Source organism: Streptomyces sp. NPDC047002, from assembly GCF_040704505.1.
Classification (GTDB): Bacteria; Actinomycetota; Actinomycetes; order Streptomycetales; family Streptomycetaceae; genus Streptomyces.
The window spans coordinates 116830-136897 of the sequence record NZ_JBEYWC010000002.1 but is presented as its reverse complement, the minus strand read 5'-3'; the positions used below and the strand labels follow the sequence as shown (position 1 = coordinate 136897).

Genomic DNA, 20068 nt, shown 5'->3' with positions numbered 1-20068 from the left:
TCCGGGGGCGGCGGGCGGACGCGCGCCCGCCCCGGAGGGGCCCCGGGGCGGGCGGTCATGCCCCTCGGCGCCGTACCGGCGTCAGGCCGCCGCGGCGACCTGGACGTCGGCCGGGGTGAGGGCCAGGTCGAGGACCTGGCGGACGTCGGTGACGGGGTGGACGTCCAGCTTCTCCAGGACCTCGGCGGGCACGTCGTCGAGGTCGGGCTCGTTGCGCTTGGGGATCACGACCGTCGTGATGCCCGCCCGGTGCGCGGCCAGCAGCTTCTGCTTCAGGCCGCCGATGGGCAGGACCCGGCCGGTCAGGGAGACCTCGCCGGTCATCGCGACGTCCTCGCGCACCTGACGGCCGCCGAGCAGCGACGCGAGGGCCGTGGTCATCGTGATGCCCGCGCTCGGGCCGTCCTTCGGGACCGCGCCGGCCGGGAAGTGGATGTGCACTCCCCTGTCCTTGAGGTCGCCGACCGGCAGCCCGAACTCCGCGCCGTGCGAGCGCAGGTAGGAGAGGGCGATCTGCGCGGACTCCTTCATCACGTCACCGAGCTGGCCGGTCAGGGTCAGCCCCGCGCCGCCGGTCTCCGGGTCGGCGAGCGACGCCTCGACGAAGAGGACGTCGCCGCCCGCGCCGGTGACCGCGAGGCCCGTCGCCACGCCCGGCACCGCGGTGCGGCGCTCCGCCGGGTCGGTGGCGGACTCGGGCACGTGGTGCGGCCGGCCGATCAGCGCGCGCAGGTGCTCGGCGCCGAGCGCGGCGGGCAGCTCGCGGTCCCCGAGCTCGTGCTCCGCGGCGACCTTGCGCAACAGCCTGGCGATCGCGCGCTCCAGGTTCCGCACGCCCGCCTCGCGGGTGTACTCGCCCGCCAGCCTGCGCAGCGCGTCGTCGCCGATGGCGACCTCACCGGGTTCGAGGCCCGCGCGCTCCAGCTGCCTGGGCAGCAGGTGGTCGCGGGCGATCGTGACCTTCTCGTCCTCGGTGTAGCCGTCGAGGGTGACCAGCTCCATGCGGTCGAGCAGGGCCTCGGGGACGGCTTCGAGGACGTTGGCCGTGGCCAGGAAGACCACGTCGGAGAGGTCGAGCTCGACCTCCAGGTAGTGGTCGCGGAAGGTGTGGTTCTGCGCGGGGTCGAGCACTTCGAGGAGGGCGGCGGCCGGGTCGCCCCTGAAGTCGGAGCCGACCTTGTCGATCTCGTCGAGCAGGACCACCGGGTTCATCGAACCGGCCTCCTTGATGGCGCGGACGATGCGGCCGGGCAGCGCGCCGACGTAGGTGCGCCGGTGGCCGCGGATCTCCGCCTCGTCCCGCACGCCGCCGAGCGCGACGCGGACGAACGTGCGGCCCATCGCGTGCGCCACGGACTCGCCGAGCGAGGTCTTGCCGACTCCCGGCGGCCCGACCAGGGCGAGCACGGCGCCGCCGCGGCGCCCGCCGACGACCCCGAGGCCGCGGTCGTCGCGGCGCTTGCGCACCGCGAGGTACTCGGTGATGCGCTCCTTCACGTCGTCGAGGCCCGCGTGCTCGGCGTCCAGGATCTCCTTGGCGCCGCGGATGTCGTACGCGTCCTCGGTGCGCTCGTTCCACGGGAGTTCGAGCACGGTGTCGAGCCAGGTGCGGATCCAGGAGCCCTCCGGGCTCTGGTCGCTCGCCCGCTCCAGCTTGTCGACCTCCTTGAGAGCCGCGTCGCGGACCTTCTCCGGCAGGTCGGCCGCCTCAACGCGGGCGCGGTAGTCGTCGGACTCGTCGTCCTCGCCGCCGCCGTCGAGGTCGCGCAGCTCCTTGCGCACGGCCTCCAGCTGGCGGCGCAGCAGGAACTCGCGCTGCTGCTTGTCGACGCCCTCCTGGACGTCCTTCGCGATGGACTCGGCCACGTCCTGCTCGGCGAGGTGCTCGCGCAGCTGCTTCGTGGCGAGCCTGAGCCGGGCGACCGGGTCGGTGGTCTCCAGCAGCTCCACCTTCTGGGCGGTGGAAAGGAACGGCGAGTAGCCCGCGTTGTCGGCGAGCGCCGACACGCCGTCGATCTGCTGGACGCGGTCCACGACCTGCCAGGCGCCGCGCTTCTTCAGCCAGTCGGTGGCGAGCGCCTTGTACTCCTTCACGAGTTCCGCCACGGCGCCCGGCAGCGGTTCCGGCACGGTCTCCTCGATGGCGATCCCCTCCACCCAGAGGGCGGCACCGGGTCCGCTCGTACCGGCACCGATCTGCACGCGGCCGCGGCCGCGGATCAGGGCGCCGGGGTCGCCGTCCGAGAGCCGTCCGACCTGTTCGACGGTGCCGAGCACGCCGGTCGACGCGTACGAGCCGTCGATGCGCGGCACCAGCAGCACCTGCGGCTTTCCCGCACCGGCCCCCTCCGTGCGTGCTGCGGCCTGTGCGGCCTCGACGGCGGCGCGGACTTCGGTGTCGGACAGGTCCAGGGGCACCACCATGCCGGGCAGCACGACCTCGTCGTCGAGCGGCAGCACGGGAAGCGTGAGCGGTGTGGAAATGGCAGCCATGATCTCCCCTTCGGCAATCAAGTTGAGCTATGCAGACTCAATGCTGGGGGGCGGCCGGATGTTCCCGGGGCGGCCGCGCGTTCGCCGTCAGCGATCACCGCACCGTGCGCGGCCCGCTCCCCCGGGGCGCGGGGCGTGGGGCCGGTACGGGCGGAACGCCGCGCGCCGACCCGCCATTCCGCGCGGGGCCGCCGGAATACGCCGGTGCGCGCGACCGCTCCGACCTGCGAGAGTCGGCCCGTACGGCGGCGGCGTGCGAGGCGGCAGCGGTACGCGAGCGACGAGAGACAGGAGCCGTGAGTGTCCGAGCCGAAGACCACCCGGGGCCGGGCGCCCGGCGCACCCGTCACGCTGGACCGGCGGGAGGGTCCGTACGGGGAGGTCGCACTGCGCCGCCGCCCCGCGGGAGGCGGCGACGGCGCGGACGGCGCGGGCGACGTGCTGGAGATCATCGCCAACGGCATGTTCCTGATGGACACCTCGGACGGCCGCTCCGAGCGGCTGCTCGTCGACGCGGCGCTGCGCACGCTGCCCGAGGAGCGGCGGGGCGCCCGGCCCTCCGTGCTGATCGGCGGGCTCGGCGTGGGCTTCTCGCTCGCGCACGCCGCGGCCGACCCCCGCTGGGGCCGGATCGCCGTCGTGGAGCGGGAGCAGGCGATCATCGACTGGCACCGCGCAGGGCCGCTCGCCCGGATCTCGGCAGCCGCGCTCGCGGACCCGCGCACTGTGATCCTGCACACCGACCTCGTCGCGTACGTGCGCGGCGCCTTCGGCGCGCACGCCGACCGGTATGACGCGCTGTGCCTCGACATCGACAACGGACCGGACTGGACCGTCACCGAGAGCAACGACAGTCTGTACACAGAGGAAGGACTCGCGGCCTGCGGGCGGCTGTTGAACCCCTCCGGGGTGCTCGCCGTCTGGTCCGCCCAACCCTCCGCGACCTTTGCCGATGCGTTGCGGAATGCCGGTTTCACCTGGGTTGCTGACGAAGAGGTGGGGGTTGCCCGGGGCGTGCCGGACGTCGTCCATCTCGCTGTTCGCACTGCGTAGCCGAAAGGCGGCCGCTACCTCTACGCTGCTCCACGAAATACAGGATCCGGCGATCTACGACACCCCCCAGGCATTCCACGACGTAGACCGGCGGATCAAGGGCATACGGAGCGCGTTGAAACGCGTACCAGGGGCGGGCGATGGAGCAGACACACACCAGCCACACCGGAGTGGCGGCCACGCCGGGCGCTCAGCGCCGGGTCCTCGTCGTCGAGGACGACGCGACCATCGTCGACGCCATCGCGGCCCGGCTGCGGGCCGAGGGCTTCCTCGTGCAGACCGCGGTCGACGGCCCCGCCGCGGTCGACGCGGCGGAGGCGTGGCAGCCGGACCTGATGGTGCTCGACGTGATGCTGCCGGGATTCGACGGACTCGAGGTGTGCCGGCGCGTACAGGCGCAGCGCCCGGTCCCGGTCCTGATGCTGACGGCGCGCGACGACGAGACGGACATGCTCGTCGGCCTCGGTGTCGGCGCCGACGACTACATGACCAAGCCGTTCTCCATGCGCGAGCTCGCGGCCCGCGTGCACGTGCTGCTGCGGCGCGTCGAGCGCGCGGCGCTGGCCGCCGTGACACCGCGCAGCGGCATCCTCAGGCTGGGCGAACTGGAGATCGACCACGCGCAGCGCCGGGTGCGGGTGCGCGGCGACGACGTGCACCTGACGCCGACCGAGTTCGACCTGCTGGTCTGCCTGGCGAACACGCCGCGCGCCGTCCTCTCGCGCGAGCAGCTGCTCGCCGAGGTGTGGGACTGGGCCGACGCGTCGGGCACCAGGACCGTCGACAGCCACATCAAGGCGCTGCGCAGGAAGATCGGCGCGGAGCGCATCCGCACGGTCCACGGCGTCGGCTACGCCCTGGAGACACCGGCGCCATGAACCTGGCGGGCCGGCCGGGAAGCGGCGGGCGCGTGGCCGGGCGCGCGGACGCCGCGGAAAGAGCGGAAAGAGCGGAAGGCAGCCACGGGCGGGGCAGCGGCGAGAGGGGCCGGGACGACCGGTGGGCGGTCAGGCCCTTCTCGATCAAGGCCAAGCTCGGCACGCTGGTGGTCGTCTCCGTCTTCATCACGACCGGGCTGCTGATGGTGGCGCTGCGCACCAAGACGGAGCTGCGGTTCATCACGGTGTTCTCGGTGATCGCGACGCTGCTGATCACGCAGTTCGTGGCGCACGGCCTGACCGCGCCGCTCGACGAGATGAACACGGTCGCGAAGGGCATCTCGCACGGCGAGTACACGCGCCGGGTCAGCGGCGCCGACCGGCGGGACGAGCTGGGCGACCTGGCGTCGACGATCAACCGCATGGCGGACGATCTGGAGGCCGTGGACCGGCACAGGAAAGAGCTGGTCGCGAACGTGTCGCACGAGCTGCGCACACCGATCGCCGCGCTGCGCGCCGTGCTGGAGAACGTCGTGGACGGCGTCTCGGCCGCCGATCCCGAGACGATGCGCACGGCGCTGAGACAGACGGAGCGGCTCGGCCGGCTGGTGGAGACGCTGCTCGACCTGTCGAGGATCGACAACGGCGTCGTTCCGCTCAAGGCGAGCCGCTTCGAGGTGTGGCCCTACCTGTCGGGCGTGCTGAAGGAGGCGAACCTCGCGGCGGCGCACCGCGGCCTGAGCAGCAGCTCGGGGCTGCACACCAGGACGGACGTGCACCTGCACCTGGACGTGTCGCCGCCGGAGCTGACGGCGTACGCGGACGCGGAGCGGCTGCACCAGGTCGTGGCGAACCTGATCGACAACGCGGTGAAGCACAGCCCGCCGCACGGCCGGGTCACGGTGCGGGCGCGGCGCGGCCCCGAGCCCGAGTCGCTCCACCTGGAGGTGCGCGACGAGGGCCCCGGCATCCCCGAGGAGGAGCGCAGCCGGGTCTTCGAGCGGTTCAACCGCGGCCGGATCACCAAGCTCGGCGGCAGCAACGACGGCGGTACGGGCCTCGGCCTCGCGATCGCGCGCTGGGCGGTCGATCTGCACGGCGGCCGGATAGGAGTGGCCGAATCGGCCAGCGGCTGCCGGATAAGGGTCACTCTTCCGGGCGTACCGGAGGAGCGGATGTGACGGGGTGCTGCCACCGGGCGGTGGCAGCACCCCGTGGGCCGCACAGCCGGGGCGGTGGCGCCCGCGGCGCGGCTGTCACGGCGGCGCGCCGGCGGCGCCCCCTGATCACCGGAAAATTCCGCCGCGCGCGGTTCCTCCCCGCCCCCACCTGGGTAGGAAGCCGCTACGACTGCACCACCGGCGATCTGCTGGGTCAGGCTCGCGGGTGCTCCCGGACACCGGGACGGCCCTACGAGCGTGGCCTGGCAAAACGCGTTAGTTTCCCGCCAAACCGTGCGCTGAAACACTCCAGTGGATGTGACGTGCGCGACGATGGCCCATCCGGCCTGCACCTGGGACCTCGGTAGGCGTAGCCTTGATTTCCGCTGTCCATCACCTTGTGAAGCGGAAGAGGGCGGTTCACGCCGTGTCGTCTCAGTCCCCCAGTAACACGAGCATCTCGACCGATGGCCAAGACGGGCAGGGCGCCAACCCTGCCGCAGCCTTCGGCCCCAATGAGTGGCTTGTCGACGAGATCTACCAGCAGTACCTCCAGGACCCGAACTCCGTCGACCGTGCCTGGTGGGACTTCTTCGCCGACTACAAGCCGGGGAGTCCGGACAACAAGTCCGACAACACGGCTTCCGCCGGCACGGCGGACAAGCCGGCGCAGCCGGTAGCGGCGGCGCCCGCACAGGCCCCCGCGGCACAGCCGGCCGCCGCCCCGAAGGCCCGGGCCGCCGCCCCTGCACAGCCCGCCAAGGCCGCGCCCAAGGCCCAGCCGAAGGCCCAGACCCCGGCGCCCGCGGCGCCCGTGCAGGCCCCGGCCGCCCCCGCGCAGCCCGCGAAGCCCGCCGCGGCGCCCAAGGCGGCCCCGGCCGCCGAGCCGGAGGCGGGACCCGAGTACGTGACGCTGCGCGGCCCCTCGGCCGCCGTCGCCAAGAACATGGCCGCCTCCCTCGAACTGCCCACGGCGACCTCCGTGCGCGCGGTCCCGGTGAAGCTGCTGTTCGACAACCGCATCGTCATCAACAACCACCTCAAGCGCGCCCGCGGCGGGAAGATCTCCTTCACGCACCTGATCGGGTACGCGATGGTGCAGGCCATCAAGGCCATGCCGTCGATGAACCACTCGTTCGCCGAGAAGGACGGCAAGCCCACCCTGGTCAAGCCGGAGCACGTCAACCTCGGCCTCGCGATCGACCTGGTCAAGCCGAACGGCGACCGCCAGCTGGTGGTCGCGGGCATCAAGAAGGCCGAGACGCTCGGCTTCTTCGAGTTCTGGCAGGCGTACGAGGACATCGTCAGGCGCGCCCGCAACGGCAAGCTCACGATGGACGACTTCTCCGGCGTCACGGTCTCGCTGACCAACCCGGGCGGTATCGGCACGGTCCACTCGGTGCCCCGCCTGATGCCGGGACAGAGCGTCATCCTCGGCGTCGGCGCGATGGAGTACCCGGCGGAGTTCCAGGGCACGTCCCAGGACACCCTGAACAAGCTCGGCATCTCCAAGGTCATGACCCTGACGTCGACCTACGACCACCGGGTCATCCAGGGCGCCGCCTCCGGCGAGTTCCTGCGCATCGTCAACCAGCTGCTGCTGGGCGAGAACGGCTTCTACGACGAGATCTTCGAGTCCCTGCGCATCCCGTACGAGCCCGTGCGGTGGATGAAGGACATCGACGCCTCGCACGACGACGACGTCACCAAGGCCGCCCGCGTCTTCGAGCTGATCCACTCCTACCGGGTGCGCGGCCACGTCATGGCCGACACCGACCCGCTGGAGTACCGCCAGCGCAAGCACCCCGACCTGGACGTCACCGAGCACGGCCTCACCCTGTGGGACCTGGAGCGTGACTTCGCGGTCGGCGGCTTCGCCGGCAAGTCGACCATGACGCTGCGCGACATCCTGGGTGTCCTGCGCGACTCGTACTGCCGCACCATCGGCATCGAGTACATGCACATCCAGGACCCGAAGCAGCGCAAGTGGATCCAGGACCGGGTGGAGCGCCCGCACGCCAACCCGGAGCGCGAGGAGCAGCTGCGCATCCTGCGCCGCCTGAACGCCGCCGAGGCGTTCGAGACGTTCCTCCAGACCAAGTACGTGGGCCAGAAGCGGTTCTCGCTCGAAGGCGGCGAGTCCGTCATCCCGCTGCTCGACGCGGTCCTCGACGCGGCCGCCGAGTCGCGCCTGGACGAGGTCGTCGTCGGGATGGCCCACCGCGGCCGCCTCAACGTGCTGGCGAACATCGTCGGCAAGTCGTACGCGCAGATCTTCCGCGAGTTCGAGGGCAACCTCGACCCGAAGTCGATGCACGGCTCAGGCGACGTGAAGTACCACCTCGGCGCCGAGGGCACGTTCACCGGCCTCGACGGCGAGCAGATCAAGGTGTCGCTCGCGGCGAACCCCTCGCACCTGGAGACCGTCGACCCGGTCATCGAGGGCATCGCGCGCGCCAAGCAGGACATCATCAACAAGGCGGGCACGGACTTCACCGTCCTGCCGGTCGCCCTGCACGGCGACGCGGCCTTCGCGGGCCAGGGCGTCGTCGCCGAGACGCTGAACATGTCGCAGCTGCGCGGCTACCGCACCGGCGGCACCGTGCACATCGTCATCAACAACCAGGTCGGCTTCACCGCGGCGCCCGAGGCGTCCCGCTCGTCGATGTACGCGACGGACGTGGCCCGCATGATCGAGGCGCCGATCATCCATGTCAACGGCGACGACCCGGAGGCCGTGGTCCGCGTCGCGCGGCTCGCCTTCGAGTTCCGCCAGGCGTTCAACAAGGACGTCGTCATCGACATGATCTGCTACCGCCGCCGCGGCCACAACGAGGGCGACAACCCGCAGTTCACCAACCCGCAGATGTACAACCTGATCGACAACAAGCGCTCGGTGCGCAAGCTGTACACCGAGTCGCTGATCGGCAGGGGCGACATCACCCTCGAAGAGGCCGAGCAGGCGCTCCAGGACTTCCAGGGGCAGCTGGAGAAGGTCTTCGCCGAGGTCCGCGAGGCCACCTCGCAGCCGTCCGAGGCGGTCGTGCCCGACGCGCAGGCCGAGTTCCCGGTGAGCGTGCAGACCGGGGTCTCGCAGGAGGTCGTCAAGCGGATCGCCGAGTCCCAGGTCAACATCCCCGAGTCGATCCACGTACACCCGCGGCTGATGCCGCAGCTCCAGCGCCGCGCGGCCTCCGTGGACGACGGCACGATCGACTGGGGCACGGGCGAGACGCTGGCCATCGGCTCGCTGCTGATGGAGGGCACCCCGGTGCGCCTCGCCGGCCAGGACACCCGCCGCGGCACGTTCGGCCAGCGCCACGCGGTCCTGGTGGACCAGCAGAGCGGCGAGGAGTACACGCCGCTGCAGTACCTGACGGAGGACCAGGCACGCTACAACGTCTACGACTCGCTGCTCAGCGAGTACGCGGCGATGGGCTTCGAGTACGGCTACTCGCTGGCCCGCCCGAACGCGCTGGTCATGTGGGAGGCGCAGTTCGGCGACTTCGTCAACGGCGCACAGTCGATCGTGGACGAGTACATCTCGGCGGCCGAGCAGAAGTGGGGCCAGACCTCCGGCGTCACCCTGCTGCTGCCGCACGGCTACGAGGGCCAGGGCCCCGACCACTCGTCGGCCCGCATCGAGCGCTTCATGGCGCTGTGCGCGCAGGGCAACATGACGGTGGCCGTGCCGACGCTCCCCTCGAACTACTTCCACCTGCTGCGCTGGCAGGTCCACAACCCGCACCACAAGCCGCTGATCGTCTTCACCCCGAAGTCGATGCTCCGGCTGAAGGCCGCGCAGTCGAAGACCGAGGAGTTCACCTCCGGCGGGTTCCGCCCGGTGATCGGCGACGACAGCGTCGACCCGGCGCAGGTGCGCAAGGTCGTCTTCACGGCGGGCAAGGTCTACTACGACCTCGACGCCGAGCGGAAGAAGCGCGGCGCGACGGACACCGCGATCGTCAGGCTTGAGCGCCTGTACCCGCTGCCCGGCGCCGAACTCCAGGCGGAGATCGCGAAGTTCCCGAACGCCGAGAAGTACCTGTGGGCGCAGGAGGAGCCGGCGAACCAGGGTGCCTGGCCGTTCGTCGCGCTCAACCTGATCGACCACCTGGACCTCGCGGTCGGCGCCGACGTGCCGCACGGCGAGCGGCTGCGCCGCATCTCGCGCCCGCACTCCTCGTCCCCCGCCGTGGGCTCCAAGAAGCGCCACGAGCAGGAGCAGGAGCAGCTGGTCAACGAGGTCTTCGACGCCTGAGGCACCCCTGCGGGCCTTGGGGCCCGACGGCTGCGGCACAAGGGCCCGGCCCCGCGAGGAGCGTTTCTCGCGGGGCCGGGCCCTTCGCCGTGCGGTGCGCCGCCGTCGGACGATCCCGGGTCGGAGGATCCGAAGTCGGACGATCCGGACTCAGACGATCTGGGGTTCGAAGTCCCAGTACGGCCGGGTGCGCGAGCGGGCCGCCAGCGTGTGCGGGTGCTGCGCGCCGAGCGTGGCGGCGAGGTCGTCGAGCGCCTCGGCCTCCGTCTTGTCCGCTTCGAGGCGCTTGCCGAGCGTGCGCAGGTCCGCCGCCGTGGCGACGCGCGCGGAGAGCGTCAGGGGGTGGGTGCGGCCCAGGCTCTGCGCCGCACGCGCCGCGGTGTCCGCGTTGAGGGCGGCAGCCGACTCGGTGTCGCCGCGCAGCGAGCGCATCTCGGAGGCGTTGACGGCGCACCCCAGGGTCCACGGGTGGTCGTCGCCGACCGCGGCGCGCATGCCGGCGAGCGCCTGCTCGGCCAGCTCGTACGCCTGCTCGCGCTCGCCGACGGCCCGCATGATGAGGGCCTGGTTGGAGCGTGCGCCCGTCGGGAAGGGGTGGTCGGGCCCGAGCAGCAGGGTGTAGCCCTCCACCACGCGCTCGCTTATCTCTCTGGCCTGGTCGATGTCGCCGTGCTCGCGGGCGAAGCAGCTCTGCCCCGCGGCGAAGCGCAGGGTGTCGGGGTCGCCCTCGCCGAGGACGCGCTCGCTGCGTTCGAGAACGCCGGTGAAGAGTTCCGCGGCCTCCCTGCGGCGGCCGATGCGGTAGAGGGTGAGGGCGAGGTTGTGCTCCGCGTTGAGGGTCTGCGGGTTGTCGGCGCCGAGGACGCTGCGGTGGACCCGTACGCTCTGCCCCTGGATCGACTCGGCCTCGCTGTAGCGGCCGAGGAGGCGCTGGTCGGTGGAGACGTGGATCTCGGAGAAGAGGGACCAGCGGTGGCGTGGCCGCAGCAGGCGCCGCCGCTCGGCGAGGGTCCGCAGGTCGAGGTCGAGGGCGTCGGGGTAGCGGCCGAGGAGGCGCAGGGAGACGGCCACGTTGTTCTGCGCGTTCAGGGTCCTGGCGTCCTGGTCGCCGAGGAGCTCCCGGTAGGCGTCGAGGACCCAGCGCGAGATGGTGTACGCCTCGTCGTAGCGGCCGAGGCCGCGCAGGTCGGCGGCGAGGCCGCCGGCGGCCCGCAGGTGGGTGAGGTCCTTGGCGCCGTGGGCCTCCCTGAGGTGGTCCACCGCGGTGCGCTCCAGCGCCTCGGTGTGCGCGTAGTCGCCGACCGCCCGCAGCAGGTTGGCGTAGTGGTGGGTGAGGTCCCAGATGCGCGGGTGGGTGTCGCCGAGCTGCTCCTTCCACGCCTTCATGGCGCGGCTGCCGAGGGTGAGGCCCGCCTGGTACTCGCCCGAGTGCAGCATGTACTGGAGGCAGTTGAGCACCAGGACGTGCATGGCGGGGCTGGTGGTCTGGAGCACGTCGGCCCAGCGCAGGTGCGGCGCGATCTCCGCGTACTCGGGCCACATCCGGGAGTCGGTCGGCTGTCCCGGGTCGGCGGCGGCCAGCGCGCGCCGTACGACCTCGATCAGCTCGTCGTGGTCGTCGGCCGGCATGTCCTGGCGGATGATCTGGTGCACGAGCCGGTGCATGTAGAGGGTGTCGCCCGGCACGGCGCCGCCAGCCTCCGGCATGGTCTCGTGGATCTCCCGGTCGCCGACGCCCGCGGCGCGCACCACGGCGTACTGGCGGAGCTTGTTGATGGCGGCTGCCCAGCTGACGGAGTTGGTGACGAGGCCGCGCAGGCTCTCCGGCAGCTCCTGCGCGGGCAGGTCGCGCACGAGGCGCACGGGGATGGCGCCCGGCGCGAAGAACGCGCACAGGCGCAGCAGGGTGACGGCCTCGGGGACGGTCTCCCTGAGGCGGTTGAGCAGTATCGACCAGCTGGTGGGGAAGGAGGTCGGGAAGTCGCGTGAGACCCGTACGACGTCCTCGTCGATCCCCTCCTGCTCCAGCAGGGCGATGTACTCGTCCACGGACATGTCCGAGTCGTTGAGCCAGCCGGCGGTCTGGTCGAGCAGCAGCGGCAGGTCTTCGAGTGCCTCGGCGAGCCGGTCGGCCTCGCGCGCGCTCAGCCGCGGGGCGCGGCGCAGGACGAACGACACCGATTCGTCGCGGTCGTAGGCGGGGACCTCCATCAGGAGGCTGTTGTGCTGGGCCCACTCGGGGTTGCGGGCCGTGATGAGCACGTCGCCCGGGCCCTCGGGCACCAGGTCCCAGATGGCCTCGGGGTCGTCGGCGCCGTCGAAGACGATCAGCCAGCGGGCGTACGGATCGCCGCGGCGCAGCGCGATCCGGGTGGCGCGCAGTCGCTCGCCGTAGTCGACGCCGGTGGACAGGCCGAGCTCCGGGGCGAGTTGGGCGAGGCGCTGGCGGCACACCGCGCGCTTGTCCGCGGCGGCCCACCACACCACGTCGTACTCGGCGCCGAAGCGGTAGACGTACTCGGCGGCGAGCTGGGTCTTGCCGACGCCCGACATGCCGTGCAGTGTGACGACGCGTGCGCTGTCCTCGGCGTTCCTGAGGGTGTGGTAGATGTCGTTGAGGAGCGGCTCGCGGCCGGTGAAGCGGGTGTTGCGGCGCGGCACACCGCCCCACACGTCGGAGGGGTCGTTGGGGAAGCGCGGGCCGCCGCGCGCCGCCTGGTCGGCGGGGAGCGGGTCCACGGGCAGGCCGAGCCTGGCCAGGACGCGCCGCTCGGCCTCCTGTTCGCCGACGGTGGTGAGGTCGGCCGCGGCGAACACCGCGGTGGCGGGCGGCAGCGCGTCGTTGGTGACGGACACCCCGGCGAATCTGCCGGGGTCGGCGGCCACGACCTCGGTCAGGGCGCTGTTCCACTCGGCCTGGGTGCGCGGGCCCAGCTGGAAGTACCAGGTGCTGAGGATGACGAGGACGGGCCCCGGGGCGAGCGCGAGGGCGCGCAGGGAGTCCGCGAGCGGGGTGCCTTCCTGGGGGTCCCACCGCTGGTAGGAGACCGTGAGCCCGCGGCGCTCAAGGCGGTCCCCTATCCAGGCGGCCCACACCCGGTTGTACCCGGCGAAGCTGATCGTCACGGTCAGCGGCCCGGACTCGGCAACCCTCTTGCGTGCTCCGGGCATTCAACCGTCTCCCATCATGATGTGCCCACCTGACATGACGTCGAGCTTAGGCCTTGTGAGGGTGATCCTGGCGGGGTTCCGCGGGACGTGGGGGCGAACCGCTGGGGGCGGGCGGGAAGATTCATGCGTCCGGTCGTCCCCCGCTCCCGCGCAGGGAGGCGCGGCCGCCGCCCGCGCGCGGTGTCGGGGAGGGCGCGGTGGGGTGGCGCTGGCGCCACAGTGTGCGTGCGGTGGTGACGTAGGCGCGGGCCCTGGCGGCGTGTCCCGGGGGTGGCGGGTCGGCGGCGATCCTTTCGTGGACCGCCGTCATCTCGCTTACCAGCAGGCGGCCTTGGGGGGTGAGGGCGTCGGACCCCGCGAGGACGGGCAGCACGGCGGCCACCTGTTCGGCGCAGCGCGCGTGCTCGGCCCAGGCCAGGTCGCGCGCGGTGGTGCCGGGGGCCGCGAGGGCGTAGCGCTGCCAGTAGTCGGCGAGCGCGAGGTGGGAGTAGGCGCCCTGGAGCAGTCCGTCGAAGGGGCGCGGATCCGTGCGCCAGGGCGCGAAATACGCTTCCGCCGGGCCCGCTTCGTGCAACCTGACGAGGGCGCTCAGCGCGGCGAGCTTGGTGTGCTGGAGCTCGTGGACGAGGGTCGCGGCGAGGTAGGCGGGGGTGGAGGGCAGGCTGCTGAGGACGGCGCCGAACGCCTCGCGCCGGGTGCCGCTGCAGTGGGATGCGCTCTCGCCTGCCGGGCCCCGGCCCGGGGGCGGCGCGAGCGGCACCAGGCAGCGCAGCAGGAGGGCGGCCTCCTGGACCCGGTGGGTGCCGCCGGCCCGCAGGACGGCCTCGGTGCCGGCCCAGGAGGCGGTCCAGGCCGCGCGGCTTGCGGGGTCGAGGCGGGTGACGGCGCCGAGGCCGTGCCGTTCGAGCCCGCTGCCCGCGGTGCGGTACGGGTCGAGGTCGTCGAGGAGCACGGGCGGCGCGCCGGGCAGCAGGGCGGGCAGCGCGCCGAGCGGCAGCCAGCGCGGGTCGCCGTGCCGGTCGGCGGCCGCGACCCCGGCGGGTCCCGCCGCGGTGGGGACCACCACGGGCGGGGTGGCGGGCCCCTGGCGCAGGGTCAGGACGCCGTCGCGGTCGAGGGTGAGGTCGACCCGGGCGCCCTGGCAGGTGCGCAGGGCGCCGAGGGTGGGGAGGGCGAGCAGGTCGCCGCGGGCGGTGAGCCCGGCGGTGAACGGGAGCCCCGCGCGTACCGCGGCGGCGGCGGCGACGGCCCCGAAGTGGGCGAGGTCGGCGGTGAGTTCGCCCCGGGCGCCCGGGCCGTCCGCCGTCAGTCCGTACAGGCAGCGCTGGGCCCACGGCCCGGTCATCGGGTGCAGCAGGACGGCGCGTACGGCGTCCCGGTCGGCGCGCTCGGCCGCTTCGAGCAGGGCCCAGTCGGCGAGCAGCCGGTCGCGGGCCGCGGGCGTGCACAGGCCGGGGGGCGCGGCGGCGGCCGCGTCGAGTACGGCTCTGAGGCGGACGAGCCGCCGCGCGTGCTGGTCGCGCACGAGCAGGGCGAGGGCGCGCGGCCCGCCCTCGGTGCGGCCGAGTTCGCGCAGCAGGGGCGCGGGCACGGGGCCCGGCGGGGCGGCTGCGGGGGCGGTGGTGGGGGTGGCGTTCACGGGGACCTCACTTGCCGCTCCCGACGGCCGCGGCGGCGAGCCGCGCTGCGGCGTGCCGGATCAGCCGGTCGAGGTCGGCGCAGTAGACGGAAGGGTGGCGAAAGCCGCGGCCCGCGCGGTAGCGGTGGGCGTAGTGGCCGCCTCCGCAGACGGCGAGCAGCGGGCAGGCGCGGCAGGCGCGGGCGAGTGCGCCGGGGCCCGCCTGGCGCGCGGCGACGGCGGGGTGGCCGAGCGCCTCGTCGAAGCTGTTCTCGAACACGTCGAGGCCGGTGGCCGCGGCCCCGTCGTAGGCGGACTTGAGGGAGTCGACCTGTTCGATCGCGCCGTCGGTCTCCACGACGACCGCGGCCACCGGGTCGAGGCCGAGCGACTCGGTGGCGCCCGGCAGGCCGAACAGCAGGCCCGCGCACTCCTCGAACAGCCGGATCCGCGTCTCCCTCCTGCCCGCGTCCCACCAGCGGTCGAAGACGGCGCAGAGCCAGTCGCCGTACGGGGTGGGGCGTGTGGTGCCCGGCGCGGCGGCCGGGTCGCCGCCGGGCAGTCCGGGCGGCGGCTTCGTCCAGTTGCCGTGCGGGAGGAGCAGGTCGAGGGCGGGCGGGGCGAGCGGCAGCAGGGACTCGTAGAACTCGACGGGGTCGGTGCGCGGGTCGACGACGGCGAGCACGCCCGCGTAGGCGTCGGGCGCGCGCTCGGCGAGCAGCCGGGCGCCGCGGGCCGCCGCGGGCCAGGAGGGGCGGCCCGCGTGGTCGACGCGGGCGGCGTTGTGGGCGGGCAGGCCGCCGTCGAGGCTGATGCCGACGCGGACGCGGTGGCGGGCGAGGGTGTCGATCCGCCCGGCATCGAGGAGGGTGGCGTTGGTCTGCACGGACGCGTGCACGGCGCAGTCGGCGGGCACCGAGGCGCGTACCAGGTCGGCGAAGGCGGCGAGCCGGTCGGCGCCCGCGAGCAGGGGCTCGCCGCCGTGCAGGACGAGGGAGAGCGCGGGCAGGGCGTGGGCGCGGGCGTGTTCGGCGATCCGGGCGGCGGTGCGGGCCAGGACGTCGTCGCCCGCGCGCGCAGGGCGGGCGCGCCAGGTGCGGTCGGGGCCCGCGTACAGGTAGCAGTAGCGGCAGGCGAGGTTGCACCTGCCGTGCGCCTTGACGACGAACTGGCCGAAGGGCACGGGCGTGCCGGTGTGCCCCGGTGTCCCCCTGCGCGGCACGAAGAACCCCCGATCCTGTGCGGCTCGCCAAGCGGCGGGGAGCCGCCGCTGCGGTGCGGAACACCCCGAGACGGGATATGTCTGGGGCGGGCGGACGCGAACCGCGGGCGGACGATGTTGTCCGGTTCCCGAGCAGGCCGGTCCGAAAGCGTACGGCTGTCCGGAGTTGCGGCATATGCAATCGACAGATGCCGGGCGGTCGGTGGCAGGCGGTCGGCGGGGTCGGCGGCGGGGCTCCCCCGGTCAGAACGCGTTCGTGAAGCCCCAGAGCATCTCGCGCGGGCGCTCGGCGCGCTCGCGCAGGTCCGCGACCATCGCGGCGAGCACGGGGTGGTCGAGGGTGCGCAGGGTCTCCAGATCGACCTCGCAGAGGTCGGGCAGCGGCGGCGCGGCGTCCCGCGGCGCGGCGTCCCCTGCCTCGATGGCGCCGGCCTCGGCGCCGGGGCAGTCCGCTCCGGTGCCGGAGTTCTCGATGCCGGTGTCAGGGCTCAGCGGTTCACTCATGGTCTCTCCCCGTGGTCGCCGTGCGCGGGTCGCGGTGTGCGCTCCGGCCCGTGCGCCACTCGCCGTCGAGTCCCGTCCGCGGTGGCCGGGCCGCCGTCCGCGGCGGTGGCGCGTACGGCCTCGGGTGCGGCGGTGTCCTGATCGTACGGTCCCCCGCTCAACGCCTCCCAGAATCGGTCGCTTTCGATCGGCGGGCGACCACTCGCGGTCGCATCGTGGCATGAACGGTCACCCGCCACCATTGAACGCTCACGGCTCCAGCTCCGCCAGACGGTCCAGGGTCTCCTGGCCCTCCTCGCCGCCGCCCCCGGGCAGTTTGCGCCACTGCTCGCGGGCCGCCCGGTAGGCGTCGCGGGCCGCGCGCGGGCGGGCCGCCTCGGCGTAGGTGCGCCCCCGTCCTTCATGGGCGCGCGCCTGGAGCGCGACCGCCTCCTCGGCGCGCCAGGTCAGGGCGGGGGTCGCGCCGTTGGCGCCCTCCTCGGCGCGGCGCGCCGCCTGCGCGGCCTCCCGGAACGCCTCCGCCGCCTCGTCGAGGCGGGTCGGGCGGTGCAGCACCCGGTGCGCGTCGAGGCGCGCGGCGCCCAGTTCGAGCCAGCAGCGCGCCGCCGTGAGCGGGTCGCGCGCCTCGCGCGCCGCGAGCCCGAAGAGGTACTCGGCCTCCCGCAGGTCGACCCGGTCCTCCGCGATGCGGTGCCTGATCATCAGGGCACGGCCCAGCATCAGCAGCCGGTCCGCCTGGTGCGGGTCACCGAGCGCGGTCTCGGCCCGGCAGTCGCGCAGCACCTGCACGGCCGCGTGCACGTGCTCGGCGCCGTCGGGCAGCGAGGCACGCCGCAGCAGCGCGCTCCCCCACTCGGCCAGCACGTCGGCGTGGGCGGCCGTGTCGCGCGGCACCCCGCGGGCGGCGAACGCGAACGCCCTTATGGCCTCCTGGAGTTCACCAGGACCGCCGTCCTCGTCTGCCCGGTACCTGGCGAGCCTGAGGCGGGCCTCGCGCAGCCTGAGCTGGGCGCTGAGCCGGTCGTCGCGGACGATGCCGAGAGCCCGGCCGACCAGCGTGAGCCCGTCGTCGAGGGCGTCGCCCGAGGCGAGCAGCGCGTCGGCCAGATCGAGCACGGTGCCCGCCTGCGTGCCGCCGGTCTGGTGGGCGCCGCTCTGCTCGCCGAGCGCGCTCCGCAGCGACCTGGCCGCCTGCTTCGCGTACAGCTGGGCCTGTTCGGTGTCCTCCGTCGCACCGGAGAGCCGCAGCAGCGTACGGCCGAGGGCGAGCGGCAGCGCGGCGGGGCGGCTGCGCTGGTCGGGCCAGGCGTCGGAGAACGCCTCCAGCATGCCGACGGCGCTCTGGAGCAGCGCGGTGTCGTGGCCGAGGCGCCACTGGGTCTCCAGCGCGCGCACCCGCTCCAGCGTCAGCCGCAGCGCGTCGCCCGGCTCCATGCCGGGGCTCGCGCAGGCGGCGGTGTACTCGCGGTCGGCCCGCTGGAGCAGGTCGAGCGCGCCGCGCTCGTCACCGCGCCGCTGGAGGTCGTCGGCGGCCGCGTGCAGGATCGCGGCGAGCACCGCGCGCCCGCGTGCGCCCCCGGAGTGGTCGACGGCCCACCGGGCCGCGTCCTCGGCCTCCTTGAGGAGCCCCGGGCCGCCCTGCACCTCCCACAGGCGCAGCAGGCAGCTCGCGAGCGTGGTGCGGACCTCCGTGCGCCCCTCCTCCGTGGCGTCCGCGGCGTCCGCCCTGTGTGCCTCTGCCCGCCCGCCGGGGCGCGCGTCGGCCGCGACGGCGCCGCGCAACAGCTGCACCGCGTCCAGGAGGTGCTGCATCATGCCGTCCGCCTCGTACTCCCGCACCAGCGACCATGCGGTGTGTACCGCGTCGGGGGCGGGGCGTGGCTCGTCGCCCTCGGCGATGAAGCGTCCAGGCAGGGGCATGAACTGTTCGAGCACGTGCGCCGCGACCTCGGCGAACGGGTGCGGTACCGCGGATCTGGCGCGCCGCGCCTCCTCCGGATCGCCGTCCCCGCCCGGGGAGTACGGGGACCCGGCGGCGGGGCGCCGCACCGGCCAGTCGATGCCGGAGCGCCCGCTGTCGAGCTGGGCGGCGGCGACCGCGGGGAAGTTCCAGCTGCCCTTGCCGAAGTGCCGCTCGATGTAGTCGGAGCAGTGCTTCAGGACGAGCATGGCCTCCTCGCGGGTGAGGGGCGCGAGGAGTTCGTCCTGCACGCCGGGGTCGAAGGCGTACCAGGGGCCGCCGTTCGCCGGGGCGTTCCTGTCGAGCCGCATCAGCCCGCCGAGCAGCACCTCCGCCAGCTCGGCCGGGCCGGAGTCGGGCAGCATCGTGCGCTGCACGAGCTGCATCACCGGCATCCACAGGGGCGCGGCGGCCAGGTATCCGGCGAGGCGGCCCGCGTCCCGCGACGACGCCGAGCGGAACCTGCGCACCACCTGCGCCGCGTGCAGCGGCTGCCCACGGCGCGGCGCGGCCGTCGCCGGCTGGTCGGGGCGCACCCAGCCGACCGCGCCGTCCGTGTGGCCGGCGCCCGTACCGGACAGCAGGGCGGCCCAGGCGCCGAGCGAGGCGGCGACGGGCGGCAGCACGGGCACGGCCACCGCGCCTGCGGCGCGCGCGGGGGCGCCGCGGCCGACCAGCCGCAGCGTGCCCGCGTTGGCGCCCTCACCCCGCGCGAGCACCCCGTACGTCACGGGCAGGGCCGTGCGGCTCCACAGCCGCTGCGGCAGGGGCTGGAGCACCGCGACGGGCGCGAGCCCGGCGAGCCGGTGCAGCAGGCGGTGCGCCTGGCCGCTGTACCAGAGCGGGCCCGCGCAGTCGCTGACCAGGATCGTGATGCGGCCGCCCGTGGGGTCGCAGAGGCGTTCGGCGGGGCCGAGGGCGGCAGCGCGCGGGTCCAGGCCGGCGGAGACGGCGGGCTCCCCGTCGGGGCCCTGGTGGAGGTAGCGGGTGCGCACATCGCGGAAGGCGCCCAAATGGCTGAAAATTTCTTCCAGTTCGGCGATGAGCCGCTGCCACACGAGCATCGAGGACGACACGTCCATCACCAACTGGAGGTCCACGTCGGGACGCGGCTCTGCGCGGTGCACGGGCATGATGAGGCCGCCCGCGCGTGCGCTCAGGTCGGCCGTGGCCGCCTCGTCGAGCACGCTCTCCACGGGGGCGGCGGGGCGGCGGTAGCGCTGGAGCGGGCGCAGCGCGCGCTGGAGGCCGAGGGTGGCGGGCAGGGCGTTGGCGGTGGGCACGCCGAGCGGCAGCACGGCCCCGCCGGGGACGCCGGGCGCGAGGCCCGCGCGCGAGGGCACGCCCCGGGTCCCTGCGCCCAGGCCGTCGCTCCCGTCTGCGACGCGCGGCGCGCCGAGCGCGATCCGCGGGTCGGCGGGCGGGCGCCCGGGGCCGTGGGGGGCTGCGGTGCCGTCGGTGCCCTCCACGGGAGGGGTGTTCCCGCCGTCCGGCCCGCCGCGCACGCCGTCCCCGCCGTTTTCCCCCGGTTGCGCACCGCCCGCGTCCGGGGGCGCCGGGCTTTCGCCGGGCCCCGGCGCGGGGGCGAGGTGTCCGGCGAGCCACAGCACGTCCAACAGCTGGCGCGCGTCCGGGTCGAGCCCGGCCTGGCGCAGCCGGCCGACGAAGGCCGCGAGCGCGGCGCGCTCCCCGCCGGGCGCCGCCGGGCTGCCGGGGCCGCCGTCCCTGGCCGGTACGCCGGACATCAG

General features: G+C 74.0%; 10 protein-coding genes. 4 read left to right on the top strand and 6 right to left on the bottom strand.

The window, feature by feature from the left end; translation table 11 throughout:
* Nucleotides 1-81: 81 nt before the first annotated feature.
* Nucleotides 82-2493 (bottom strand): endopeptidase La, encoded by a 2412-nt coding sequence (lon, locus tag AB0910_RS03595; RefSeq protein ID WP_366742841.1) that lies wholly within the window; start codon nt 2491-2493, stop codon nt 82-84.
* Nucleotides 2494-2793: 300 nt separating this feature from the next.
* Between lon and AB0910_RS03590 the strand changes: the two genes are divergently transcribed.
* The 4 genes from AB0910_RS03590 to AB0910_RS03575 all read left to right on the top strand — a co-directional run bounded on the left by AB0910_RS03590 (nt 2794) and on the right by AB0910_RS03575 (nt 9845).
* Nucleotides 2794-3546, top strand: a complete 753-nt coding sequence (locus AB0910_RS03590) for a spermidine synthase (RefSeq protein ID WP_366742840.1) — start codon at nt 2794-2796, stop codon at nt 3544-3546.
* Between the two features lie 140 nt (nt 3547-3686).
* On the top strand, nt 3687-4424 hold the full coding sequence (locus tag AB0910_RS03585) for a response regulator transcription factor (RefSeq protein WP_366742839.1): 738 nt from the start codon (nt 3687-3689) through the stop codon (nt 4422-4424).
* The gene (locus AB0910_RS03580) at nt 4421-5605 is read left to right on the top strand and encodes a HAMP domain-containing sensor histidine kinase (protein ID WP_366742838.1); all 1185 of its coding nucleotides are present in this window, start codon (nt 4421-4423) and stop codon (nt 5603-5605) included. Before AB0910_RS03585 ends, AB0910_RS03580 begins: the two co-directional genes overlap by 4 nt.
* Nucleotides 5606-6011: 406 nt before the next feature.
* Nucleotides 6012-9845 carry a multifunctional oxoglutarate decarboxylase/oxoglutarate dehydrogenase thiamine pyrophosphate-binding subunit/dihydrolipoyllysine-residue succinyltransferase subunit gene (locus AB0910_RS03575; protein WP_366742837.1) on the top strand — a complete coding sequence of 1278 codons (3834 nt, stop codon included), beginning with the start codon at nt 6012-6014 and terminating at the stop codon, nt 9843-9845.
* A 150-nt stretch (nt 9846-9995) separates the two neighbouring features.
* Here AB0910_RS03575 and fxsT read toward each other — a convergent pair whose 3' ends face one another.
* The 5 genes from fxsT to AB0910_RS03550 all read right to left on the bottom strand — a co-directional run bounded on the left by fxsT (nt 9996) and on the right by AB0910_RS03550 (nt 20065).
* The gene (fxsT, locus tag AB0910_RS03570) at nt 9996-13016 is read right to left on the bottom strand and encodes an FxSxx-COOH system tetratricopeptide repeat protein (RefSeq protein ID WP_366742836.1); all 3021 of its coding nucleotides are present in this window, start codon (nt 13014-13016) and stop codon (nt 9996-9998) included.
* Nucleotides 13017-13137: 121 nt separating this feature from the next.
* A complete protein-coding gene (locus AB0910_RS03565) occupies nt 13138-14655 on the bottom strand; it encodes an HEXXH motif-containing putative peptide modification protein (protein ID WP_366742835.1) in 1518 nt (505 codons plus the stop codon).
* Nucleotides 14656-14662: 7 nt separating this feature from the next.
* On the bottom strand, nt 14663-15856 hold the full coding sequence (locus tag AB0910_RS03560) for an FxsB family cyclophane-forming radical SAM/SPASM peptide maturase (protein WP_366742834.1): 1194 nt from the start codon (nt 15854-15856) through the stop codon (nt 14663-14665).
* 243 nt (nt 15857-16099) lie between these two features.
* A complete protein-coding gene (gene fxsA / locus AB0910_RS03555) occupies nt 16100-16360 on the bottom strand; it encodes an FxSxx-COOH cyclophane-containing RiPP peptide (RefSeq protein WP_366742833.1) in 261 nt (86 codons plus the stop codon).
* 249 nt (nt 16361-16609) lie between these two features.
* Nucleotides 16610-20065 carry an SAV_2336 N-terminal domain-related protein gene (locus AB0910_RS03550; protein WP_366742832.1) on the bottom strand — a complete coding sequence of 1152 codons (3456 nt, stop codon included), beginning with the start codon at nt 20063-20065 and terminating at the stop codon, nt 16610-16612.
* Between the last annotated feature and the right edge of the window lie 3 nt (nt 20066-20068).